Source organism: Centipeda infelix ATCC 43532 (genome assembly GCF_000234095.1).
GTDB lineage: Bacteria > Bacillota > Negativicutes > Selenomonadales > Selenomonadaceae > Centipeda > Centipeda infelix.
On record NZ_JH376799.1, the window covers coordinates 153217 to 178179 of the forward strand.

General features: G+C 57.7%; 15 protein-coding genes. 5 read left to right on the forward strand and 10 right to left on the reverse strand.

Annotated features, from left to right (window positions below; genetic code table 11):
* Window positions 1–70 precede the first annotated feature (70 nt).
* Both pckA and thrC read right to left on the reverse strand, forming a co-directional pair.
* Window positions 71–1690 (reverse strand): phosphoenolpyruvate carboxykinase (ATP), encoded by a 1620-nt coding sequence (gene pckA / locus HMPREF9334_RS06805; protein ID WP_006692741.1) that lies wholly within the window; start codon window positions 1688–1690, stop codon window positions 71–73.
* 140 nt (window positions 1691–1830) lie between these two features.
* Window positions 1831–3321, reverse strand: coding sequence for a threonine synthase (gene thrC, locus HMPREF9334_RS06810; RefSeq protein WP_006692742.1), 1491 nt, complete (start codon window positions 3319–3321; stop codon window positions 1831–1833).
* 85 nt (window positions 3322–3406) lie between these two features.
* Between thrC and nadE the strand changes: the two genes are divergently transcribed.
* From nadE to HMPREF9334_RS06835, 5 genes are all read left to right on the forward strand, one after another.
* Entirely contained in the window at window positions 3407–5071 is a 1665-nt protein-coding gene (gene nadE, locus HMPREF9334_RS06815) for an NAD(+) synthase (RefSeq protein WP_006692743.1), read from the forward strand.
* A 142-nt stretch (window positions 5072–5213) separates the two neighbouring features.
* Window positions 5214–6164: a metal ABC transporter solute-binding protein, Zn/Mn family gene (locus tag HMPREF9334_RS06820; protein WP_006692744.1), complete on the forward strand. Its 951-nt coding sequence runs from the start codon at window positions 5214–5216 to the stop codon at window positions 6162–6164.
* A 213-nt stretch (window positions 6165–6377) separates the two neighbouring features.
* Entirely contained in the window at window positions 6378–7100 is a 723-nt protein-coding gene (locus HMPREF9334_RS06825; RefSeq protein WP_039957404.1) for a metal ABC transporter ATP-binding protein, read from the forward strand.
* A 3-nt stretch (window positions 7101–7103) separates the two neighbouring features.
* Window positions 7104–7979: a metal ABC transporter permease gene (locus HMPREF9334_RS06830; RefSeq protein WP_006692746.1), complete on the forward strand. Its 876-nt coding sequence runs from the start codon at window positions 7104–7106 to the stop codon at window positions 7977–7979.
* Window positions 7972–9072: a metal ABC transporter permease gene (locus HMPREF9334_RS06835; RefSeq protein WP_006692747.1), complete on the forward strand. Its 1101-nt coding sequence runs from the start codon at window positions 7972–7974 to the stop codon at window positions 9070–9072. The genes HMPREF9334_RS06830 and HMPREF9334_RS06835 overlap by 8 nt, the downstream gene beginning before the upstream one ends.
* Window positions 9073–9133: 61 nt before the next feature.
* Here the strand turns inward: HMPREF9334_RS06835 and HMPREF9334_RS06840 are convergent, their stop codons facing one another.
* The 8 genes from HMPREF9334_RS06840 to HMPREF9334_RS06875 form a co-directional block, all read right to left on the reverse strand.
* The gene (locus HMPREF9334_RS06840; protein WP_006692748.1) at window positions 9134–12922 is read right to left on the reverse strand and encodes a phosphoribosylformylglycinamidine synthase; all 3789 of its coding nucleotides are present in this window, start codon (window positions 12920–12922) and stop codon (window positions 9134–9136) included.
* Between the two features lie 147 nt (window positions 12923–13069).
* Window positions 13070–15295, reverse strand: a complete 2226-nt coding sequence (locus HMPREF9334_RS06845) for an alpha-galactosidase (protein WP_006692749.1) — start codon at window positions 15293–15295, stop codon at window positions 13070–13072.
* Between the two features lie 29 nt (window positions 15296–15324).
* On the reverse strand, window positions 15325–16338 hold the full coding sequence (locus tag HMPREF9334_RS06850) for a LacI family DNA-binding transcriptional regulator (RefSeq protein WP_006692750.1): 1014 nt from the start codon (window positions 16336–16338) through the stop codon (window positions 15325–15327).
* 15 nt (window positions 16339–16353) lie between these two features.
* Window positions 16354–17859, reverse strand: a complete 1506-nt coding sequence (locus HMPREF9334_RS06855; RefSeq protein ID WP_006692751.1) for a UDP-glucose--hexose-1-phosphate uridylyltransferase — start codon at window positions 17857–17859, stop codon at window positions 16354–16356.
* Window positions 17860–17875: 16 nt separating this feature from the next.
* A complete protein-coding gene (galE, locus tag HMPREF9334_RS06860; RefSeq protein WP_006692752.1) occupies window positions 17876–18865 on the reverse strand; it encodes a UDP-glucose 4-epimerase GalE in 990 nt (329 codons plus the stop codon).
* 18 nt (window positions 18866–18883) lie between these two features.
* Window positions 18884–20050, reverse strand: a complete 1167-nt coding sequence (locus tag HMPREF9334_RS06865) for a galactokinase (protein WP_006692753.1) — start codon at window positions 20048–20050, stop codon at window positions 18884–18886.
* Window positions 20051–20193: 143 nt separating this feature from the next.
* Window positions 20194–23307, reverse strand: coding sequence for a beta-galactosidase, LacZ type (lacZ, locus tag HMPREF9334_RS06870; RefSeq protein ID WP_006692754.1), 3114 nt, complete (start codon window positions 23305–23307; stop codon window positions 20194–20196).
* A gap of 231 nt (window positions 23308–23538) precedes the next feature.
* A complete protein-coding gene (locus tag HMPREF9334_RS06875) occupies window positions 23539–24960 on the reverse strand; it encodes a glycoside-pentoside-hexuronide (GPH):cation symporter (RefSeq protein ID WP_006692755.1) in 1422 nt (473 codons plus the stop codon).
* Between the last annotated feature and the right edge of the window lie 3 nt (window positions 24961–24963).

Below are 24963 nucleotides of genomic sequence, written 5' to 3' on the forward strand. Positions count from 1 at the left end.
GAAGTGGCGAGCGCAGCGAGTCGATAGGGGCGTTCGTGCAACAGTCCCTTTTCTATCGAGCAAATACACCTTAGAGCTGTGGGCCCGCAGGAACGAGCGCCTTGCCCTCCTCGTTCCCCTCGTACTTCTTAAAGTTCTTGATAAAGCGTGCGGCGAGATCGCGTGCTTTCTCATCCCACTCCGAGCGGCTCGCATAGGTGTCGCGCGGGTCAAGAATCTTCGGATCAACCCCCGGCAGCTCCGTCGGAACCTCGAAGTCGAAATATGGGATCTTCTTCGTCGGTGCGCTGTCAATCGAGCCGTCCTGAATCGCGTGGATGATGCCGCGCGTATCCTGAATGGAGATGCGCTTGCCCGTGCCGTTCCATCCCGTGTTCACAAGATAGGCACGCGAACCGTGCTCCTCCATCTTACGAACAAGCTCTTCCGCGTACTTCGTCGGGTGCAGTTCGAGGAACGCCTGTCCGAAGCATGCTGAGAACGTCGGGGTCGGCTCGGTGATGCCGCGCTCCGTACCCGCGAGCTTCGAGGTGAAGCCCGAGAGGAAGTAATACTTCGTCTGCTCCGGCGTCAGGATCGAGACCGGCGGCAGAACACCGAACGCATCCGCCGAGAGGAAGATCACGTGCTTTGCGTGTGGGCCGGCAGACTTGTCCGCGACATGACCGACCACAACGTTCTCAATGTGGCTGATCGGATAGGAGACGCGCGTATTCTCCGTCACACTCTTGTCCGCAAAGTCAACGTGCCCTGCAAGATCGACCGTAACGTTCTCAAGCAGCGCATTGCGGCGGATCGCCTGATAGATGTCCGGCTCCGCATCAGGGTCAAGGTTGATGACCTTCGCGTAGCAGCCGCCCTCGTAGTTAAACACGCCCTCGTCATCCCAACCGTGCTCATCGTCGCCGATGAGCAGACGTGCATTATCCGTCGAGAGCGTTGTCTTGCCCGTGCCAGAGAGTCCGAAGAAGAGCGTTGTGTTTTTCCCCTCTTTGTCCGTGTTCGCCGAGCAGTGCATGGAGGAGATGCCCTTCAGTGGGAGGTAGTAGTTCATCATTGAGAACATACCCTTCTTCATCTCTCCGCCGTACCACGTATTGATAATGACCTGCTCGCGGCTCGTGAGGTTGAACATGACTGCTGTTTCGGAGTTGAGACCGAGATCGCCAAAGTGCATGACGCGTGCTTTTGCGGCGTTGTAGACCACAAAGTCGGGCTTAAAGCTCTCGAGCTCCTCTGCCGTCGGACGAATGAACATATTCGTGACAAAATGCGCCTGCCATGGAACTTCCATAATAAAGCGGACGGCCATACGCGTATTCACATTGGCACCGCAGAACGCATCCACAACAAAGAGACGCTTGTTGCAGAGCTCGCGGATGGCAATGTCGCGCACGGCGTTCCACGCCTTCTGCGTCGCGCGGTGGTTGTCATTCTTGTACTCATCGGAGGTCCACCAGACTGTATCGTGTGAGGTCTCATCGTCAACGATGTACTTGTCCTTCGGGGAGCGTCCCGTATAGATGCCCGTCATGACGTTGACGGCATCGCCCATCTCCGTCACCTGTCCGCGCTCATATCCCTCAAGATCGGGGCGAAGCTCCTCGCGGAACAGCTGATCGTAGCTGGGATTGTGAACAATCTCTGTCGTCCCCGTAATGCCGTACTGTGTCAGATCAATCGTTGCCATGATATAACCTCTTTCTCCAATAACAGATTGGGAAGCATTGATAACTGTACTGTGTGAAAATTCTTCACACAGTCTGGAAATCCTTCTTTATCACGAAAATTTTATTGTTTTTTCTTACGAAATCGCTGATACGCGCCCCCTTATGATCGTGCAAATGACAGAACCGCCGCACGCATACCGTCGCGTTCGCAGATTCCCTCGTGCAGCACCGCTGCCGCACGCAGAGCCGCAAGGCGCGCGGGAATCTCCATCCCACTCCGCGCGTGCAGACGCTCCATCTGCGCGAACTCATCCAAGCCCGCCGTATCCTCACCGAGCGCGTGCAGTACACTCGCGCCGAACTTATACGGGCTTGCCGTTGAGAGCACAACCATCGGACGCGTGTCACCCGTCGCACGTCGATAGCCCTCCGCTGCACGATAGGCGACCGCCGTGTGTGTGTCGAGTGTGTACCCCGTCCGTTCATAGACTGCGCGGATCTCCTCCTCCGTCGCAGCATCATCCGCAAACGCCGCCCAGAAGCTTTCACGGAGTGCGGGCAGGAGGCGGCTCGCGTCATATTTTCCGACCTCTGCGAGTTCCCGCATCCACGCGGCGACCTGCGCCGTATCCTCCGTCAGATGGTAGAGCAGACGCTCAAGGTTGCTCGATACGAGAATGTCCATGGACGGCGACATTGTCTGATAGAAGTCGCGCTTGCGGTCATAGATGCCCGTCTGCAGGAAGTCCGTGAGCACATTGTTCGCATTCGACGCGCAGACGAGCTTTCCGACGGGCAGTCCCATGCGCTTTGCATAGTAGCCCGCGAGGATGTTGCCGAAGTTCCCCGTCGGTACGGTGAAGTTCACCGCATCGCCCGCCGCAATGCTGCGCTCCCCGAGGAGATCGGCATACGCGCTGAAGTAGTAGACGATCTGCGGGACAAGCCGCCCCCAGTTGATCGAGTTAGCCGAGGAGAGTTTCGTGCGGAGCGCGGCAAGTTCCTCCGCCATCGCCGCATCGCCGAAGATCTCCTTGACCCCGCGCTGCGCATCGTCGAAGTTGCCGCGCACCGCCACGACGGAGACATTCGCTCCCGTCTGCGTCACCATCTGGAGGCGCTGCACGGGGCTGACACCGCCGTTGGGGTAGAACACCATGATGCGGATGCCCTCGGTATCGGCAAATCCCTCAAGCGCGGCTTTCCCCGTATCGCCCGAGGTCGCAACGAGGATGAGAATCGTGTCTCGCTCCCCCTCCTTCACACGCGCTGTGCTCATCAGCTGCGGCAGGAGTTGCAGTGCCATATCCTTAAACGCGCTCGTCGGCCCGTGCCAGAGTTCAAGCACCTCAAGCTCCCCGACCGTTCGCACGGGCGCACGCCGTACATCATCGAACGTACGCCCGTAGGCACGCTCCACACAGCCACGCAGTTCAGCCTCTGTATAGTCCGTCAGGAAGAGGCGAAGGATGCGTACGGCACGCTCCTCATAGGAGAGCGGCACAAGAGCCTCGATCTCGGTGAGCGTCATCTGCGGGAACGATGCGGGGACAAAGAGCCCGCCATCCGAAGCAAGCCCCTTGAGAATTGCCGCAGCGGAGGAGATACACTCCGACGCACCGCGCGTGCTAAAATAATCCATTGTATACATCCTTTCGCGAATGATGTGTGCTATACTTATGTTACTAAATTATACCATCCTGACGTGTTAAAAATCAAATGCAAGGAGCAGCATCATGAAAATTGCACTGATCTCTATGGAGATCATTCCCGGTCGTCCGGATCTAAACGCGGCACATATGCGTGAAAAAATAAAGGAGGCGAAAGCGGCGGGTGCGGAGCTTGCCCTTTTTCCTGCGCTCAGTCTCTCGGGGCTCTTCCTCGGCGGTGTATGGAAACAGGAGGCATTCCTGCGCGACCTCGCGGACTACGCTGAGGAGATTGCCGCAGCCGTTGACGGCATCACCGTCGTCTTTGGAAATGCCGCGCAGACGGATAGCTGCACGGGTGTGCGCCGCACGCTGATGAAGGCGCGGGACGGCGCACTGCACGAGGTGGCACATACGCCGCTCCACGGCACAGGCACAAATTTCTCTCCGCTGCTCTATGAGCTGCCAAATGAAAACATCATCCTCGCCGCAGATGCATCGCCCTTCCCCATCTGCTTCGGTGCACGCACACTCGCAGAGACAGCACGCGAAAAGCATAAGTCTATTTTCTATGTCAATATGCTTGGACTACAAGACAAGGGCAAGACCGTCTACGCCTTCCCGGGCAGAGCACACGCATTCAACGAAAAAGGGGAACGCGTCCTAATATCCCCTGCCTATACCGAGGGTGTGAGCGTGATTGACACCGCACAGCTTCCCCCCGCCGTCACACAGCATACCGAGGAATCAATCGCCCCCATCCACCGTATGCTGCGCTATGCCGTGCAAAAATTTCTTGCACGCATCCATATGAAGCGCGTTGTCATCGGCATCTCGGGCGGCATCGACTCTGCTGTCGCCGCGGCTCTCTACGTCGACGCGATCGGCGCGGAGAACGTCCTGCTCGTCAATATGCCGAGCCGTTTCAACTCTGCAACAACGAAGGGGCTTGCCGCACAGCTCGCGGACAATCTCGGCTGCCGCCACATGATCGTCCCCATCGAGGAGAGTGTCACGCACACGGTCGATCAACTCACGAATGTTCCCATCATGGGAAAATGTGCGGCAGAGGGTGAGCACCTCACGATCTCCTCGTTCGTGCGCGAGAATATGCAGGCACGTGACCGCAGCGGACGTGTCCTCTCCGCCGTCGCCGCCGCATGGGGCGCAGGCTTTACCTGCAACGCAAACAAGGCGGAGTCCACTGTCGGCTACGCGACCCTCTACGGCGATCAGGCGGGCTTCCTCTGTGCGCTCGCCGACCTCTGGAAGTATCAGGTCTACGACCTCGCACGCTATCTGAACAATAGTGTCTATGGGCGCGAGGTCATCCCGCAGGGCATCATCGACATCGTACCGAGTGCCGAACTCTCCGACGCACAGAACGTTGACGAGGGCAAGGGCGACCCCATCCGCTACCTCTACCACGACTACCTCTTCCGTGCCTTTGCAGAAAACAATGAAACGCCCGAGGAAATTCTGGAATACTATGCCAAAAACACACTCGAAACACAGATTGGCTGTGAAAAAGGGCTTGTCGCAGCGTATTTCCCAACGGCAGCAGACTTTATCGCCGACCTCGAACGCTGGTGGGGACTCTATACAGGCATGGCAGTCGCCAAGCGCATCCAATCGCCGCCGCTGCTGTCCGTTAGCGGGCGTGCCTACGGCAGCGACCATCCCGAGTCCCAGATTGGTGCATATGAGACGATTCGTTATCGCGCATTGAAAGAGAAGCTGCTCGGAAAATAATTTGGAAAACACATATTGGCGTCCCTGTGTATTCGTGCAGGGACGCTTTTCATTTATAAAAATATCATCATTGAGAAATTTTCTCATTTACAAGATTCAATTTTTGTGCTATTCTCAATACAAATGAAAGGATGGTGCAAATATGCACGCAAAAAAATTATTCCCACGATTCCTGCTCACCCTCGCACTCGCCATGATGGCACTGGTCGCCGTCGGCTGCGGCGGAGGAGGCACAGGCAGCGACAAGGCAGCCGACACGAAGAAAACCGTGACGGTCACAACCTCATTTTTACAGGATATGACAAAACAGCTCGCGGGCGACTATGTGAACATCGAGCTGATTATCCCCGCAGGTGAGGATCCGCATCTCTACGTCGCGCAGCCTGCCGACCTTGAAAAGATCAAGAAGGCAGATCTCCTCCTCTACCACGGCCTGCACTTCGAGGGCAAGATGGCAGAGGTGCTTGAGAAGAAGGGGGTCGCGGTCACGAAGAACTTTGCGGACGCGAACATCAACTACATGGAGGAGGACGGCAAGAAGATCGTCGACCCGCATTTCTGGTTCGATGTCGCGCTCTACAAGCAGGCGACGGAAGCGGCGGCAGCCGAACTCATTAAGCTCGTTCCCGCACACGAGAAGGAGATTCAAGAGAATCTGAAGAAGTATCTCGCCGATCTGGATGCCCTTGATGCGGAGATCACACAGAAGATTGCACAGATTCCCGAGGGTCAGCGCAACCTCGTCACACCGCACGACGCATTCAACTACTTCTCTCATCGCTACCATGTGAACGTCATTGCACCGCAGGGTGTCAGCACAGATTCCGAGGTCGCAAATGCAGATATTGAAAAGACAGCAAATTACATTGTCGACCATAAAGTCAAGGCAGTGTTCGCCGAGAGCACGACAAATCCCGAGCGCATGAAGAAGCTGCAGGAGGTCTGCAAGACGAAGGGGTTCGATGTGGAGATCGTCGGCGGCGAGGGCAGCGAGCTCTTCTCCGACTCACTCGCGCCCGTCGGACAGAAGGGCGACACCTATATCACGATGTACCGCAGCAACATTGATCTGATTGTTTCGCATTTGAAGTAACTGTTCATATGCCCTGCGAACTCCACGCGAACACTTAGTTGCGCAAGCGATCACGTGCTTGTATGCTTAAATACCGGCGGACTTCTTAAACGCGCTTCGCTTGAACGAAAGAAATCCGCCGGGGCATACCGCACGTTTTACTCGCTTGCTCCACTAGGGTTCGCTTAGGAGCATCGCATGGCAACATACCAAACCATACAGAAGGGGCTCAGAATGACAGGAACAAACAGTGTGATCCACGTCGAAGACCTCACAATGGCATACCGCGATACCCCCGTGCTCTGGGACATCGACCTCGATGTGCCGGAGTGCGTGCGCTGTGCGATCGTAGGACCGAACGGCGCGGGCAAGTCCACCCTGCTGCGGGGCATCCTCGGGCTGCTGAAGCCCGTCTCGGGCGCAGTGCGTCTCTGGGGCAAGGCACTCTCCGCCGTGCACAAGCAGATCGCCTATGTGCCGCAGCGCGGCTCGGTACACTGGGACTTCCCGACGACGGTCTTCGATGTCGTGCTCATGGGACGATATGCGCATCTGGGACTTGTGCGCCGCCCCGGCAAGGAGGATCGCGCTCTGGCGATGGACGCGCTCGATAAAATGAAGATGGCAGACTTCGCCGACCGTCAGATCTCGGAGCTGTCGGGCGGGCAGAAGCAGCGCGTCTTCATCGCACGCGCACTCGCACAGGACGCACAGCTCTACATCATGGACGAGCCGCTTGCAGGCGTTGACGAGACGACGGAACGCATCATCATGGACAAGTTCATGGATTTACAAAAAGAAAAGCGCACCGTCATCGCCGTCCACCACGATCTCAGCACACTCGATGCCTATTTCGACTATCTCGTCGTGCTGAACCGCACGGTAAAGGCATCGGACTATCTCGCAGATATCGACAAGGAGGCGGCACTCGCGCGCGCCTACCGTGTGAAGGAGTGAGCGATGGACATTCTGACGAACTACACCTTTCAGATTGTCGCGCTCGGCAGCATTATCCTCGCCGTCGCCGCCGCCCCCGTCGGCGCATTCAGCGTCTACAAGGGGCAGAGCCTCATCGGTGATGCAATCGGGCACTCGACCTTTCCCGGTATCATCCTTGCCTACATGGCGTTCGCGACGCGCAGCCCCGTCATCCTCCTCGCGGGAGCAATCGCGGCAGGTGCGGCAAGCTACGCGCTCATCCAGCTCGCGCACAGGGACAAGCGTCTGGGGCTCGATGCAAACCTCGCAATCTTCCTCTCGGGCTTCTTCGGTCTTGGTATGGCACTCAAGAGTTTTATCCAAGGAAATCCCGACTACGCGGGCGCGTCACAGGCGGGGCTCGGGACGTACATCTTCGGACAGGCGGCATACATGCTTGAGGCGGATGTCCTGCTGATCGCCGTCGTGTCTGCCCTCGTGCTCACGCTCCTGCTGCTCTTTTACAAGGAGCTGAAGCTCTTCGTCTTTGACGCGGAGTATGCGGAGGTGGTCGGACTGCCCTGCCGACTGCTGAACCTCCTCCTGCTCGTCATGACGATTGCCGTCATCGGTATCGGAATCAAGGCAGTCGGCGCAATCCTCATCAGCTCCTTCCTCATTATCCCCTGCGTTGCGGCAAATCAGTGGTCGAACAACTTTGCACGCGTGCTCCTGCTGAGCAGCCTCATCGGTGCCGTCTCCGCACTCGTTGGAACATACATCAGCACGCTCGAACAGGGCATGTCGACGGGGCCCTCCATCATCCTCGTTGCCTCGCTGATCGCCTTTTTTTCCATTGTTTTCGGGACAAAGGGCATCCTCGGCAGCGTATTGAAACGGAGGCACTCACATGGATGACGCACTGCTCGTACTCCTGCTGACGGCGGCAGCGTGCGCACCGCTCGGCGTATTCCTCATCCTGCGCCGTCTCTCCATGATGGCAGACGCAATCAGTCACACCGTTCTGCTCGGCATCGTGCTCGCCTTCTTCGTAACGCATGACCTCGGCTCTCCGTGGCTGCTCTTCGGTGCGGCACTCATGGGCGTTGTCACGGTGTCTCTCGTCGAGCTGCTCGGCAAGACGCGCCTTGTCAAATACGACGATGCGATCGGTGTCATCTTTCCCCTGCTCTTTGCGCTCGCCGTCATACTCATCAGCAAATATGCGGGGAACGCCCACCTCGATACCGACATGGTACTCATGGGCGAAGTTATCTACGCAGGGCTGAACACGGTCGGGATCGGCGGCGTGGAGATTCCCGCTGCCGCGCTCAAGATGAGCGGGCTCGCCCTCCTGATTGCAGTGTTTATCACCGTGTTCTACAAGGAGCTCAAGGTCTCCACGTTTGACGGCGAATACGCACGGCTCATCGGAGTACCGACGGGCATCCTCTTTTACGCCTTTATGTCGCTCACCTCGCTCACGACGGTTGCGGCATTCGACGCGGTCGGTGCGATTCTCGTCATCTCGTTTTTCATCGCCCCCGGTGCGACGGCACTGCTCTTTACAAAACACCTGTCGCACACGCTCCTCCTCGCCCTCCTCGTCAGCATGGTGAACTCCGCTCTCGGTTACGCGCTTGCCGTCCATATGAACGCCTCGATTGCAGGGCTGTGTGCCGTCATAAATATGCTCGTCTACCTGCTTGCCCTGCTCATGGGGCCAAAGGGAGCTGTCACGGCATACATCCGCCGCAAAAGAAGTATGCGGCAGATGCAGCGGGACCTCTTCCTGCTTCACATCGGCAGACATACGGCTGAACGCGTTGAGAGTACGGAGAACCACGCGGACGAGATCGGCGACCATCTGAAATGGGAGGAAAGCAAAGTGCGCCGCGTCAGCCGCGAGCTCATCGATCAGCACCTCCTCCATCGCGAGGGCAGCTACTATCTGCTGACCGATGCGGGCGCGGCAACATACACCGCCCTGTGCAAAAGATACTATATCTGATTCAAAAAAGGCTTCTGTACGAATAAACTGCTCGTACAGAAGCCTTTTGATTTCCCAAAGATCAGCGCATAAAGTAAGACACACCCGACTCAAAGATCATCTGGTTCATTTCACCGGGCACATTCTTTGAGATGTTTTCACCAATGCGCTCCGCGTGCGCCATGCGCCCGTAGATGCGCCCATCAGGGCTCGTGATCCCCTCAATGGCGTTAACGGATCCGTTCGGATTATACGGCTGATCGAGTGTCGGCATTCCCTTTTCGTTCACATACTGGGTCGCAATCTGACCACGGATGCGGAGATTCGCCACGGTCTTTGCGTCCGCATAGAATCGACCTTCCCCATGCGAGACTGCAATCGTATGCGTATCCCCGACGCTCACGCCCGCAAGCCACGGCGAGAGATTCGATGCAATACGCACGCGCACGGTCTGCGAAACGTGCCGTCCGATATTGTTGTAGGTCAGTGTCGGCGAGCTCTCATTCAAATCAGTGATCTTCCCGTAGGGCAGCAGGCCGAGCTTCAGGAGTGCCTGGAAGCCGTTGCAGATACCGAGGATCAAACCGTCCTGATCGCGCAGGAGGCGCTGTACCGCCTCGGCAAGCACGGGTGCACGGAACATCGCCGCGATGAATTTACCCGTACCGTCCGGCTCATCGCCGCCGCTGAAGCCGCCCGGCAGCATGAGGATCTGTGATCGACGCAGTGCCGCAGCGAGTGCCGTCACGGTTTCTTCGACTGCCTTCGGCGTGAGATTCTGCACGACGAAAATCTCGGGAATCGCCCCCGCGCGTTCCCACGCACGCGCCGAATCGTACTCGCAGTTCGTCCCCGGGAATACGGGGATGCAGACACGCGGCTTTGCGATCTTGACCGAACTGCCAACGAATTTGCCCTGCGTATAAGGTGCATAGGTTGGACGATCGATCTGCCGCACGATCTGCGGCACTGTCGTCGGAAAGATCTTTTCAAGAGGCTCTGTAAACGCTTCATGCACATCACTGAGAACAATGGTGTCGATCTCCGTGATAATGCTCGGCACATCACGCGTCTTGCCGATCTCGACCGCCCCCGTTCCCGCGAGGTTCGCCGCCGTATCGAACGCAGAGGCGACCTCAAGCAGCATCGTTCCGTAGAGCGGCTTAAAGAGGTCGTCCTGGGGGATGAACGAGGTAAACTTGAAGCCAAGGTTGTTTCCAAGGCACATCTTTGAGATCGCAGCCGCAATGCCGCCACGCCCAACGCTCATAGCGGAAAACACCTTGTTCTCCGTTATCAGCTGATGAATTCTTTCAAAATTCTTGTTGAGGCGTGGAAATACCGGGAGATCCTGCACATCACGCGGAACAGGGATCATGACGACCTTGTTGCCAGGGTACTTGAACTCGGGCGAAAGGACCTCATTGGCGCGCATGGTCGCAACGGCAAAGGCAACGAGGGTCGGCGGGACATTCAAGTTCTCGAACGAACCCGACATGGAGTCCTTTCCGCCAATCGCGGGTATGCCCATCTCATGCTGCGCCCGCAGCGCACCAAGGAGTGCAGCAAAGGGCTTGCCCCACTTCTTTGGATCGGTACCGAGATGCTCGAAATACTCCTGCAAAGTTAGGCGTACCTTTGCCGCCTCACCGCCCACAGCAACGATCTTTGCCACCGCCTCGACAATGGCGTAGACCGCACCGTGGAACGGACTCCACGTCGAAAGATCGGGGTTGAACCCAAACGCCATCGCGGATGCCGTATTCGTCTCCCCGTGACGCACAGGCAGCTTTGCCACCATCGCCTCCGATGGAGTCAGCTGGTTCTTGCCTCCAAACGGCATAAGTACGGAAGCAGCACCGACCGTCGCGTCAAACCGCTCACCCAATCCCTTCTGGCTGCACACATTGAGATCACGCAAATTCTCGATCCACATATCCTCGAGTGCACGTCCCACTTTTTTCACAAGCGGCGGAAGCTGCTGCAGATATGGATTTTTTTCATTGGGCGGCTCAACGATAACGCGAACGTGCTGGCGCACACCGTTCGTTGCAAGGAAGCTGCGTGCAAGCCGCACGATTTCTCTGCCGCGCCACTTCATGACGAGGCGCGGTTCTGCTGTGACAATGGCGACTTCGGTCGCCTCGAGATTCTCCGCATCCGCATGACGCAGGAATGCAGCGACATTCTTCGGTGCGAGCACGACCGCCATGCGTTCCTGCGACTCTGAGATCGCGAGCTCTGTCCCATCCAGCCCTTCATACTTCTTCGGAACGGCATCGAGATCGATCGTCAGCCCGTCGGCAAGCTCGCCAATGGCAACGGCAACACCGCCCGCACCGAAGTCGTTGCAGCGCTTTATCATGCGACTGACCTCAGGGTTCCGGAAAAGCCTCTGAATCTTGCGCTCCGTCGGAGGATTTCCCTTCTGCACCTCCGCCCCCGAAGTAGTAAGAGAGTCTGACGTATGCTGCTTCGACGAGCCCGTCGCACCGCCGATGCCGTCACGTCCCGTACGCCCGCCGAGGAGGATGATGACATCTCCCGGCTGCGGACATTCACGCACCACCTGCGCGGCGGGTACGGCACCGATGACCGCACCGATCTCCATGCGCTTTGCGAGATAGCCCTTGTGGTAAATCTCGCGCACCTGTCCCGTCGCAAGTCCGATCTGGTTACCGTAGGAGCTGTATCCCTCCGCTGCACCGAGCGTGATCTTCTTCTGTGGGAGCTTCCCCGCCAGTGTTTCCTCGATCGGTACACGCGGGTCGGATGCCCCCGTCACACGCATCGCCTGATAGACATACGAACGCCCCGAGAGAGGATCACGGATCGCGCCGCCGAGACAGGTCGCCGCACCGCCGAACGGCTCAATCTCCGTTGGGTGGTTGTGTGTCTCGTTCTTGAACATGAGAAGCCAGTCCTCATCCTTGCCATCCACATCGACGGTCACACGAATGCTGCACGCATTGATCTCCTCGGATTCATCGAGATCCTTCAGCTTGCCCTCTGCGCGCAGCACCTTCATCCCGATGACGGCGATATCCATAAGTGTCATATCGCGTTTGTCGCCCGCATAGACCGCCCTGCGATCATCCGTATACTGCTGATAGGTCTCGATGATCGGCAGGGAGAAAAAGCCGTTCTCGATATTCACGGCATCAATCGCCGTGGTAAATGTCGTGTGTCGGCAGTGATCTGACCAGTAGGTGTCAATGACACGCAGTTCCGTAATCGTCGGGGCACGACGCTCCGTGTCACGGAAATACTGCTGCACAAATTCGAGATCCGCCTCGCTCATCGCAAAGCCATGTTCCCTACGGAACTGCTCGAGCTGCCCCCGCGAGAGCTGATTGAACTGCGCGAGAACCTCCACGTCCATCGGCTGCACAATGCGGCTCTCCAGTGTGGCAGGCGTTGCAAGCGATGCCTCACGGCTCTCCACCGTGTTGATGAGATACGCCTTGATCTGCTCATACACACGATCATCAATTTTTCCAATCAGAACAATGACGCGTGCCGTCCGCACATCGGGACGCTCCCCCTGTGTCACGAGCTGCACACACTCCGCCGCCGCTGCCGCTGTCGGATCGAACTGCCCCGGCAAGGGCTCGATCGCGAACATCCGCGCATCTGAAAAGAACGGCAGTGCATCCTCATAGACCGTATCGACCGGCGGATCGGCAAAGACGATGTTTCGTACCTGCGCAAACTCCTCGTCGCTCAGTCCCTCGATGTCATAGCGTGTAATGATGCGCACGGCACGCAAATCCGTCAGGCGAAACGTCTCCACTAGATCGTCACAGAGCCGCTGTGCGGGAATATCGAAGAATCCCTGACGTTTCTCCACAAAGATTCGTTTGACAGCCATAGGAAGCCTCCTTCTTGAACGCCATTTCCCCACGTTCTATTTTATCGGAAGTTAATGAAATATGCAAGGTTGATTCTGCATACAAAAAAGGGACTGTTGCACGAAGCTAGAAAACTTCATGCAACAGTCCCGTCCCACTATGAAAAACTATTCAACGGCCTTCAGCACATAGATGCGTGAATCAAAGTCTGTGGTCAAGCCGTTCTCTGCATTCGGCTCACCCGCCGTACCGTCCGTCGTAATGAGTCCGTAATTCATCAGCTCATCACCGTAGCAGCATGCACCGCTGCGGCTGTTCTCGTAGAGCACATCCGGCAGGAGCCCCGCAAGACGTACACGCTCGAAACGATAGTTCACACGGTTCAGTGTGCGGTACCAGCCGACGATCGCCGTCTTTTTGTCCCCGCTCACGCTCATCCATACCGTTACATTTCCCTCGAAGGGACTTTGCAGACGGTAGAATGTGCCGAACTGGAGGACCTCACGGTACTCCTTCATAAAGACGACCTGCTCCTTGACTTCGGCGATTTCCTCCTCCGTAAGTTTGTTGAGATCGAGCTCATAGCCAAACGTCCCGAAGTACGCCGTATTTGCGCGCGTATGCAGCGGAGTCATGCGGTTGACCTGATGGTTCGGCACGACGGAGACATGGCTGCCCATGCTGCTCACGGGGTAACACATGGATGTTCCGTACTGGATCTTCTGCCGCTCGGACGCATCGGAGTTGTCGCTCGCCCACGTCTGCGGCGCATAGTAGAGCATGCCGGGATCGAAGCGGTTGCCGCCCGAGGCGCAGGACTCAAAGAGCACATGGGGGAAGTTCGCTGTCAACCGCTCGTAGAGATCATAAAGTCCGAGGATGTAGCGATGGAACACCTCGCCCTGCTGCTCGGCGGGCAGTGCGTGCGACCAGCACTCCGTGATGCTGCGGTTCATATCCCATTTTACATAGGAGACCTTGCCGTTCGCGAGAATCGCCTCCATCTGCCCATAGATATTATCGACCACATCCTTACGCGAAAAGTCGAGCACGCACTGCGAACGTCCGAGCGACTTGCGCCGTCCCGGCACGGAGAGCACCCAGTCCGGATGGGAACGATAGAGGTCGGAGTCCTCGTTGACCATCTCAAGCTCAACCCAGATGCCGAACTTCATGCCGCGCGCCTCGATCTTCTCCGCGAGCCCGTCGATGCCGTTCGGCAGACGGTCGCGATTGACCGTCCAGTCCCCAAGTCCCGCATAGTCGGACGTGCGTGCGCCGAACCAGCCGTCGTCGAGCACGAAGAGTTCGATGCCGCACTCCGCCGCCTTGTCCGCGATCGTGAGCAGCTTCTCCTCCGTAAAATCGAAATACGTCGCTTCCCAGTTGTTGATGAGGATCGGACGTACCTTCTCGCGCCACTGCCCGCGCACAAGACGCTTTTGATAAAGACGATGATAGGTCTGACTCATGCCGTTCAGCCCCTCATCCGACCAGACGAGCACCGCCTCGGGGGTCTGGAACTCCGCACCAGGTGCAAGTTTCCAATCGAAATCCGTGCTGTGGATGCCTGCCTGCAGTCGCGTCACACCGTGGTTGTCAACCTCTGCAAGCATCTCGAAATTGCCGCTGTAGACGAGGCTCATGGCGAGCACCTCGCCCTGCGTTTCCGTCGTTCCGCGCCGCAGGAGTGCCGCAAACGGATTATACTGCCCCGAGGAATGCCCGCGACGGCTGCCGATTGCCGTGATGCCCGTTGCAAGCGGACGGATCTCGACGTGACGCTCACGCGTCCACGCCCCCGTCAGCTCCATCCAGTCGTATTCCGTATCGGGCAAGTCAAGCGACATACTCATGACCTTCTGCAGGTGCAGCACTTCCTTGCCGTCGTTGCTATAGCGCACACTGCGCGCAATCGCGGCGCCCTCGGCAAAAATTGTATAGAGGAGTTCCGCACGCAGCCCCGTGACCGCATCCTTCACCTCAACGATGAGGGTCTTTGCCTCATCGTCCGACTCCACGTAGGTCGCGGGCAGCCCCGCGAGCTTCGGCTTGCCGTCCACGATACGATGCGCTGTATACTGCATATCAAGGATGCGGCTGCCGTTCTCCTGCAATACGTTCAGCGCGGGACGGCGAAAATCCGACGAACCGTAGGTCGGAAGCTCCTGCCGAATCGCATCCAGAGAGTAGTCGCGGCAGTCCGCAAAGACGCACGCCGACATGCCGCGATGGACACGCTCAAAGAGGTGCTCAAATCCCGCGCGGTCGCGCAGCACTTTTCCGTAGTAGAGCGATCCAAGCCCGCCGTGGGGCAGTACCATGAAGATGTAGCTGATGGAATCGTTGAAGAGATGAAAGACCTTGCCCCGCTCATGATATACGATATTCATTTATATCCCCCTTCGATTGGTTGTTCGTTTTACTCCATGCGAAAGCCCGTCGTCTCACGCTCAACCACGGTATTGGCAAGCATGACATTCTCCGTCACGTTCTCCTCGATCTGCTTTAACATGAGACGTGCCGCCTCCCGCCCGAGATCGCCCATATGCTGATCGATGGTTGTGAGCTTCGGTGCGGTATATTGGCTGAGTGCCGTGTTGTCGTAACCGATTACCGAGATGTCCTGCGGCACGCGTCGCCCCATGCGCTGACAGGCGTTGACCGCCCCCATCGCCATGAGATCGTTGCAGCAGAAGATCGCCGTCGGTGCGAGCCCCTGCATCATATCCATGAGAATGAACATGGTATTTTCCACCGTCTCGATGCGGTTGCCCTCGCCGACGTTTACAATGTCCTCCGGATGGAACGCCCCGCGCTCCCGCATGATCTCGCGGTAGACCTTCTCCTTGATGCGGTAGGAATCACTGTTCTCGCCCTGCACAAAGAGGATACGCTCATGCCCATAGTGAAAGAGATGCTCGAGTGCCGCACGCGCCCCGCCGCGCTGATCGCTCGTCACATACGAGATGCCCGCAAGTTCGCGCGCGCTGTTGACAAAGACCAGAGGCAGACGCGCCGCCGTGTTCTCGTAGAACTCCGAGACTGCCGTCTCCGTATTCGGACTGACGACGATAACGCCCGAAACATTGCGTGTGATGAAGTCCCGCACACACTCCTCCTCGCGTGCCGCATCGTTCTGCGCACACGCGAGGAGCAGAGAGTACGAGCTCCGCCGCAGACGTTCCTCGATGCCGTCGAGCACCTGGGCAAAGAACATATTGTCAAAACTCGGTACGACGACCCCGATGCTCGAGGAACGCTGCGTGTTCAGCTCGCGTGCCTGCAGATTCGGCACATACTCCAGTTTCTTGATGGCGTTCTCCACCTTGAGCCGCGTCTTTTCACGCACGGGATAGTTTCCGTTCACGACGCGCGAAACCGTCGCGACAGACACGCCCGACTCCTTCGCCACATCAACGATCGTCGCTTTCATTCGCTCTTCCCCCTGTTATACCCCCGCTATGCTTTCAATCCATCGGTCGAACGCCGCCATCCCTGCCGTGTCGCGCTTGAACACACCTGCGTGCGTGAGCACCTCCAGGAACACCTTTCCGATCTCGTCGCGCAGAATCCCATCAACATTTCCCTCCGTGACCGTCGTGTGCGCCGCACGTACCGAACGATACCAGTCTGCATGCTTCTCGATGTCCGCGATACCCGCAATGTCCGCTGTTCCCCGCAGCAGCTCCGCACGGATCTGCTCCATCTCCGATTTGAGACGCGCGGGCAGGATCGCCAGCCCCAGCACTTCGATCAGGCCGATGTTCTCCTTCTTGATGTGGTGCACCTCCGCGTGTGGGTGGAACAGCCCGAGCGGATGCTCCGCTGTCGTGCGGTTGTTGCGGAACACGAGATCGAACTCGAAGTCCGTACCGCGCCGCCGCGCGATCGGGGTGATCGTATTGTGTGGCGCATCCGTCTCTGCAAGAATGTCCACGGAGGCATCGCTGTATGTGCGCCATGCCGTGAGAATCGCCGTCGCAAGCTCCACGAGCGCATCCTTGTCGGAGGACGTGAGCCGCAGCGTCGACATTGGCCACTTCACACGCCCCGCACGCACCTGCGGATAGTGCGCAAAGGTATATTCCTGCTCCACCGCCGCACGTTCCATCGCAAACGTATAGCGTCCGCCCTGATAGTGGTCATGCGAGAGAATCGAGCCACCCACGATTGGCAGATCGGCATTTGACCCCGCGAAATAGTGCGGGAAGATCTCAAGAAATGCCGTAAGATTCTCGAACGTCTCACGCGAAATCACCATCGGCACATGATCGCTGTTCAGCACGATACAGTGCTCGTTGTAGTAGGTATAGGGGGAATACTGTAAAAACCATGGATGTCCCGCGAGGTCCAGAGGAATGAGACGATGCGTCTCACGTGCGGGGTGGTTCACACGCCCCGCATAGCCCTCGTTCTCGCGGCAAAGCAGACACTTCGGGTAACCTGCTGCCTTCGCGAGTTTCGCCTTGGCAATATCGCGCGGATCCTTCTCCGGCTTCGAGAGGTTGATTGTCACGTCGAGATCCCCGAACTCCGTCGCCGTCTTCCACGCAATGTTCTTGTCGATGCGCGCCTTGCGGATGTAGTTCGAGGCGATGCTCAGCGCATAGTAGTAGTCCGTCGCCTCGCGCGGGGATGTCTCATAGCGCGTGTGGAACTCGTGCACAACCTCGGACGGACGCGGCATCACACAGTCCATGATGCGCGTGTCGAAGAGGTCGCGCTCGTCCGTCGTGCCTTCGATCAGCCCCTTCTCTGCAGCGTAGTCGAGCATACACTCCAGAATCGGCGTTGCCGTTTCAAGCGTTTCATCCACCTCTTCGGGCACATAGTCCTCGACGTGCAGCACATCAAGGAGGCGATTCGCCGCATAGACCTCGTCCTCGGGCGCAATCAGCCCCTTCTGACGGGCAAAGTGCAGGAGGCGGCTGATTTCATGCTGAATGTCACACATGATACACCCTCCCGTCCTAGTCCTCATACCCGTGCGGATGGCTCTCATGCCACTTCCACGCCGTCCCGATCACCTGCTCCACATCCGTGAACTGCGGCTTCCACCCGAGCACGGTACGCGCTTTCTCGCTTGACGCAATGAGCTGTGCAGGATCGCCCGCACGGCGTGCGCCGATCTCCACCTTGATGGAGCGTCCCGTTGCCTTTTCCGCCGCCGCAATCATCTCCTTCACGGAGAACCCCTGCCCGTTGCCGAGGTTGAAGATGTCGCTTGCGCCGCCCTTTCTGAGGTATTCGAGCGCAAGCACATGTGCATCCGCGAGATCGACCACATGGATGTAGTCGCGCAGACACGTCCCGTCCGGTGTCGGATAGTCGTCGCCGAACACCGTGATATGGTCGCGCCTGCCCGTCGGTACTTGCAGGATAAGCGGAATCAGATGCGTCTCCGTCTTGTGATCCTCGCCGATCGAGCCATCGGGCAATGCACCCGCCGCGTTGAAGTAGCGCAGGGAGACATAGCGCACGCCGTTTGCGCGGCTCACCCACTTCATCATCTTCTCCATCGTGAGCTTCGTCTCGCCGTAAGTATTCGTCGGACACGTCTCGTCATCCTCGTGGATCGGCACGCGCTTCGGCTCGCCGTAGGTCGCCGCCGTCGAGGAGAAGACAATCTTGTCCACGCCGTGCCGCACCATCGCCTCAAGGAGTACCTGCATTCCGTAGACGTTGTTGTTGAAGTAAAGCAGCGGCTTTTCCATGCTCTCGCCGACAAGCGAATTTGCCGCGAAGTGAATGACCGCCTCGATCTTATTCTCCGTGAAAATCTTATCGAGCACGGAGGCATCGCGAATATCGCCTTCGTAAAATTTCGCCGCAGGGTTCAGTGCGCCGCGATGCCCCGTCTGCAGATTATCGACAATGACGACCTGCTCGCCCTTTTCGACGAGCACGTGCACCGCATGGGAGCCGATGTAGCCCGCACCGCCGCAAACCAAGATAGCCATGAGTATGCTCCTTTCACCTTACAGGCGGCGTGCGCCGTCCGCAATATTTGCCACGTAGAAGCTCGGTGCATAGCCGATCTTCGCCGTATACGCCTCTGCAACATTCTTCTCGAATGAGGGAATCGCCTCGTCGCGCACAATGCTGACCGTGCAGCCTGCAAAGCCGCCGCCCGTCATGCGTGAGCCGAGCACGCCCTCCTGCTGCCACGCAAGTTCTGCGAGCGTATCCAGCTCCGGTCCTGTCACCTCGTAGTCGTCGCGCAGGGAGACGTGGGAGTCGTTCATCAGCGCACCGAAACGCTTCACATCGTTTTTCTCAAGTGCCTCCACCGCTTCGAGCGTGCGGCGGTTCTCGTAGACCGCATGGCGTGCGCGTCTGCGCTCGACCTCATCCTCGATTACAGCGGCATTCTCATCGAACTCTGCGTTTGTCAGCTCGCCGAGTGACTTGATCGCCATCACCTTCTGCAGCGCCTTGAGTGCCGCCTCGCTCTGCATCCGACGCTCGTTGTACGCCGAGGTGACGAGGCTGTGCGCCTTGTTTGTATTCGTGATGACGATGCTGCAGCCCTTGAGGTCGAGCTTGCTGTAGCGGTACGCAAGCGTGTTGCAGTCGAGGAGGATCGCACAGTCCTTCTTTCCCATACCGACGGCAAACTGATCCATGATGCCGCAGTTCATGCCGACAAAGATATTTTCCGCCTTCTGCGCGAGCTTCACGAGTTCCACCATGTCGATGCCAAGCCCGAGTTCGTCGTTCAGGATAACCGCCATCAGCACCTCGATGGATGCAGAGGAGGAGAGACCCGCGCCGTTCGGCAGATTGCCGTAGAACAGAATGTCAAAGCCGTGCGCCGCCGCGTGACCCGCATCCGCCATCATGCGCACAACGCCGATGGGGTAGTTCGCCCAACCGTAGGCATCCGTCTTCACCGCGCCGTGCATGGGGAACTCCACCACGCCCTGCTCCGGCAAATTCATCGAGTAGAGCCGCGACACGCCGTCCGTGCGCGGTGCAACGAGCGCATACGTACCGAGCGAGATCGCGCACGGGAAGACATGTCCGCCGTTGTAGTCCGTATGCTCGCCGATGAGATTCACACGCCCCGGTGAGAAATATGCGTGTGTGTCCGCCGCACCGAACTTCTCTCGAAACACTTCGTTCATCTCGTCCAATATCGCCATCGTCTGCATCCTCCGTTCATCTTTGGGTAAGCATCAAAATGTAGCCAAGCGAAAGTAAACGTTTTCTTTTCCGTTTTCCATTCTATCTCTTTTTGCAAAAAAACGCAAGAGCTTTTTGAAAACTCCTGCGTTTTTGTTTTTCCTCAAATCCCCTTCAGTGTAAACGCCAGATGCCGCGTTTCGTTTTTCTGCACATACTCCGCAAGCACGGGTGCGCCCCAGCTGTCGTCTCCGCCCACGCCACACATCCCTGCCGACGCACGCAGATACGTGTGCTGCGGACGCGGCAGATCGTATGCATGACGCGCATTCTCAAGCTCATGCGGGCTGTATGGCAGTGCCGACGCCTCGAACGGCACATCGCCCGCAATGCGAATCCCATGCCCGCTGCGATCCGTGACCTCGATCCAGCGCACACCGCAATGATTGCCCGTCTCCTGCGGGCGCAGATACGGCTCAACCGCGTCTGCCGTCGTACTCTCATAGATACCGAGCCGCGCACCCTCGCAGCGGTCAATATAGTTCTCCTTCGGCCCGTAACCGTAGAAGCGGATGCGGTCATACTCCGCAGAGAGCGTAAAGAGCATCGCAAAGTCCGGCATCTCGGGCAGCCCCTCTGCCGCCTCATAGTCGAGTGCAACGCGGAGCGCCCCCGTCGCATCCACCGTATAGGTGACGCTGCAGGTTGCTGCGGGCGACGCTGTGAGTGCATAGGTAAAGCGCACAGTGACGCTCTTGGCGCGGCGTTCCTCCTGTCTGCCGAAGAATCCATCCACCACCGTAAACGCAGCATCATCCACGCTGTACTCAATCCGCGTACAGCGGCGATAGAGGCTCGCAAGCTTCCACTGCGCACAGTCCGCCATGCGTCCGCTGCCGTAGTCGTTGTCAACAGGCGCACGCCAGAACGACGGCTGCGGCAGTTCCTCGATCAGCTCCCGACCGCCATAGCGATAGGAAACGAGATTTCCCTGCGCACTCGAGAATATAAGGGAGAAGCCCGCCCCCTGCACACCGAGATTGATGTCCCCCTGCACCACGCGCAGACTTCCGTTCTCCACGAGCGGTGCATAAACGGGTGCGGAAGGACACGCCGCAACGACATCGCGGATCTGCAGTGCGTCGCCCGTCCATGCCGGCAGAATCGCCTGACCGAATGCAACCTCATGCCCCACGTTTGCCCAACGCTCCTCCCGTGCAAGCACGAGAGACGCTGTCAGCACATGTTCCCCATTGCCAAACGAGGGTACGGCGCAGGGCAAACAGCGCGTTTCTTCCGGCGGTATGGAGGGTGCCGGCATACGCCGCTGCCAGACCTTCTGTCCGTCCACGGCAAGAACAAGCTGCAGCACATAGCGGTCCGCATTTGTAAAGAGACTCTTGTTCTCGATCTCCACACCATTCCACGAAGGGCGCAGCGTGAAATTCTGATAGTTGAACTTCACATCCTGCAGTTTTGCCGTCGGACGACGATCGGCAAAGAAAATACCGTTGCCGCTGAAGTTGTAGTCCGACGGACGGTCGCCGAAGTCCCCGCCATAGAGAAATACATCCTCACCGTACCGCCCGCGCCGACGAATTGCCTGATCGCCGAAATCCCAGATAAAGCCGCCCTGATAGAGCGGTTCGCGCTCCGTCAGCTCCGTGTACTTGTGCATACCGCCGCAGCTGTTGCCCATCGCGTGCGTATACTCACAGCAGATAAAGGGCTTGTCCCTGTGCTCCTTGAGGAACGCCTCGATGTCCGCCGCCTTCGTATACATCTGGCTTTCCATATCGCTCGTTGCGGGATAGATGCGATCCCAGAAAATTCCCTCGTAGTGAACGAGGCGCGTCGGATCGACGCGGCGGAAGTATTCGCTCATCTCGTAGATGTCACGCCCGCCGCAGGACTCGTTTCCACACGACCAGATGAGGATGCTCGGGTGGTTCTTGTCCCGCTCGTACATCGACTGTGCGCGGTCAAGCACAGCGGGCAGCCACTCTGCACGATCACCGGGCACGGTATGCTCGTCCTTCGCACATGCTCCGTTCTTCATCCACGAGCCGTGCGTCTCGAGATTCGTCTCATCGATCACGTAGAGTCCGTAGATATCGCACAGCTCATAGAGACGGCTGCTGTTTGGATAATGTGACGTGCGGATCGCGTTGACATTCGCGCGTTTGAGCGCGATAATATCCTGCTCGAATAGCACGGGATCCATCGCCCGCCCGTGGTCGCAGTCGAACTCGTGGCGGTTCACCCCCTTGAACACAATGCGCTTGCCATTGATCTGCATCAGTCCATCCCTGAGGCAGAACTCACGGAAGCCGACGCGCACACGCAGCGTTTCCTGCAGAAGACCATCCGCATCATAGACACAGAGAACGGCATGGTAGAGATACGGCTCCTCCGCACTCCACAAGCGAATCCCCGCAATGTCCGCCGAAAGCTCGTACGCCGTCCCCACAAAATGCTCATTGATCTGCAGCACCTCGGTGCCATCCGCATCGTAGAGATCGAGCATAACGCCCTTTTCCCCCGCATCGCCGAACGAGAGACGAATGGAGAGCTGACCGTCCGCATAGTTATGAACAGGAATTGCACGGACTTCGATGTCCTCGATGTGCACGGCGGGCTTCGTATAGAGAAGGACATCGCGATAGATCCCCGAGAACCGCCAAAAATCCTGATCCTCAAGCCAGCTCGCGCTCGCATAGCGGAACACCATCGCCGCCAGCTTGTTCTCGCCCGCCACAAGATACGGTGTCAGATCGAAGTCCGCAGGTGTGCAGCTGTCCTCACTGTAGCCGACGAAATGCCCATTGAGGAAGAGTGCGAGTGCCGCATCCACGCCGCCAAAGGAGATGAAAACATTTTCCCAGTCCTCCGGCACGGTGAAATACTTCACATAGCAGCCGACGGGGTTGCTGCGCGTCGGAATCTCCCCCGGCGCGATGCTCTCGTGTCCGTCCCACGGATACGTCGTATTCGTATAATGCGGTACACCGTGTCCCTCCATCTGGATATGCGCCGGCACATGGATCGTCTCCCAGTCGTGACAGTCGTAGTCCGCTGCCTCAAAGCCCTGAGGGATGAGTGCCGTATTCCGCGCATAGGCAAAATGCCAAATGCCGCCGAGCGTGCGGTAGAACGAGGATACGCCGCGTGCCAGTTCCGCCTCGTCACGATAGAAGATATGGTCGCTGTGCGCGGGCAGGCGGTTCTCCGCAAAATACTGCGGGTCTTTCAGTTTCTCAAAATCGAAGCCGCTCATATCAAGACCTCCATTTCTGCAAAGAAAGCGGCCGACACCGACCGCTTTCCCAATATTAAGGAAGCACTGATAAATTCAGCCGCGCCATCTTGACGCATCTTTTTTGCCCGCACTGTGTCGGCAAATCCTCCACATAGCTTTGGCTATGCGTCCGGTTTGCCTCCTTGTTCGGACGAAAAAATCTACGCCAATCTGACGGACTTCATTTTATCAGCGATTCCTTAACACAGATTACTGATTCATTTCATCCCATTTTTCTTCCAGTTCCTCCACGATGCGCGCGTGCTCCGCCTCCGTCAGTGTCACCTTCGCACGATAGAGAATTGTACCGAGCAGGATGAACACAAACGGTGCTGCGAACATCACGAGCTTGAAGTTAAAGAGGTTCTCCGGCGTAATCGTCGCCGCCGTCGCACCGCTCGTCATACCGACCCAGATCGCGGTCAGACCGATCAGACCGCTTGTAATCGCACCCGCGAGCTTGTCCACCAGAGGACGCACACAGAGAACCAGTGCCTCATCGCGGTGTCCGAGCTTCAGCTGACCGTACTCCACCGTATCCGTGATCGTCATGAGCACGACGAGGAAGACCAGCGGCTGCGGCAGGGCAAAGAGACCTGCAGCAAAGAGCGTCATAACAACGCTTGTACCCGCCATCGCATAGAGCACGATGCCGACGAGCATCACGGCGACCGAGCCGAAGAAGAGCCTGCGGCGGCTGAACTTCTCCGTCAGCGTCGGGAAGAGCGCGACGGCGAGCAGCCCGATGATGACGTTGATGACGCCGAGGAACGAGAACTGCTTCGCGTCGCCGAGCACATAGATAAAGTAATAGAGGTTGAAATTATTGATGACATTCTGCCCAAGAACAAAAACAAGATACGCAATCGCCACCCAGAGCAGCTGATCATTCTTGATGAGGATCGAGAACACGTCCTTGAACGAGGTCTCCGTCTTGTTCTCGCGCAGCGCAGAGTCCTCTTCCTTTGTCCCAAGGCCGAGGATAATCGCGCCGAGTGTTGCGATGCCGCCGCCGATGACCGCAAACGCAAACCACCCCGCAGAGTCGCCCGCGCCGCCGTTCTCGTTCAGCGAGAAATAGAGCACGACGGGCATGACGATCGCCGTGACCAGCTGACCGCCGAACACCGAGCCGATACGCGCGTAGGTCGCCGTCACCTCGCGCTCACGCGAGTCGAACGAGAGCGCCGGGATCATCGACCAGATGGCAACATCCTTTGCAGAGTAAAAAATATCCATAATGAGATAGAGCAGTGCGAAGAGGACGAGGTAGAGCATCGGATTCGATACCGTCAGCCCGCCCATATCCGTGAAGAGAATCGCCAGCGTGATCGCCGCGACGAACGCGCCCACGATGACCCACGGCTTGAACTTGCCCCAACGCGTCTTCGTCTTGTCAATCGTATTGCCGATAAAGGGATCAAGAAAGAGTTCACCGATGCGCAGTACAAGAATGATCGTCGTTACAATTCCGATCATATAGGCATCGTGCTCGTGATTGTCGGAGTGGAACAGATTGCTCGTGACAAAGATCATGAAGTATGTACCGAGCATAGCATAGAACACATCATGTCCGAAGGTGCCGCAGGAATACGCGATGCGCGGCCAGAACTTGCTCTTTTTGTCCGACATGGG

Bases quoted from the DNA above. Each gene is read 5' to 3' on its own strand.
- pckA (WP_006692741.1), bottom strand. From the start codon at position 1,690: ATGGCAACGATTGATCTGACACAGTACGGCATTACGGGGACGACAGAG.
- thrC (WP_006692742.1), bottom strand. From the start codon at position 3,321: ATGTATACAATGGATTATTTTAGCACGCGCGGTGCGTCGGAGTGTATC.
- nadE (WP_006692743.1), top strand. From the start codon at position 3,407: ATGAAAATTGCACTGATCTCTATGGAGATCATTCCCGGTCGTCCGGAT.
- HMPREF9334_RS06820 (WP_006692744.1), top strand. From the start codon at position 5,214: ATGCACGCAAAAAAATTATTCCCACGATTCCTGCTCACCCTCGCACTC.
- HMPREF9334_RS06825 (WP_039957404.1), top strand. From the start codon at position 6,378: ATGACAGGAACAAACAGTGTGATCCACGTCGAAGACCTCACAATGGCA.
- HMPREF9334_RS06830 (WP_006692746.1), top strand. From the start codon at position 7,104: ATGGACATTCTGACGAACTACACCTTTCAGATTGTCGCGCTCGGCAGC.
- HMPREF9334_RS06835 (WP_006692747.1), top strand. From the start codon at position 7,972: ATGGATGACGCACTGCTCGTACTCCTGCTGACGGCGGCAGCGTGCGCA.
- HMPREF9334_RS06840 (WP_006692748.1), bottom strand. From the start codon at position 12,922: ATGGCTGTCAAACGAATCTTTGTGGAGAAACGTCAGGGATTCTTCGAT.
- HMPREF9334_RS06845 (WP_006692749.1), bottom strand. From the start codon at position 15,295: ATGAATATCGTATATCATGAGCGGGGCAAGGTCTTTCATCTCTTCAAC.
- HMPREF9334_RS06850 (WP_006692750.1), bottom strand. From the start codon at position 16,338: ATGAAAGCGACGATCGTTGATGTGGCGAAGGAGTCGGGCGTGTCTGTC.
- HMPREF9334_RS06855 (WP_006692751.1), bottom strand. From the start codon at position 17,859: ATGTGTGACATTCAGCATGAAATCAGCCGCCTCCTGCACTTTGCCCGT.
- galE (WP_006692752.1), bottom strand. From the start codon at position 18,865: ATGGCTATCTTGGTTTGCGGCGGTGCGGGCTACATCGGCTCCCATGCG.
- HMPREF9334_RS06865 (WP_006692753.1), bottom strand. From the start codon at position 20,050: ATGGCGATATTGGACGAGATGAACGAAGTGTTTCGAGAGAAGTTCGGT.
- lacZ (WP_006692754.1), bottom strand. From the start codon at position 23,307: ATGAGCGGCTTCGATTTTGAGAAACTGAAAGACCCGCAGTATTTTGCG.
- HMPREF9334_RS06875 (WP_006692755.1), bottom strand. From the start codon at position 24,960: ATGTCGGACAAAAAGAGCAAGTTCTGGCCGCGCATCGCGTATTCCTGC.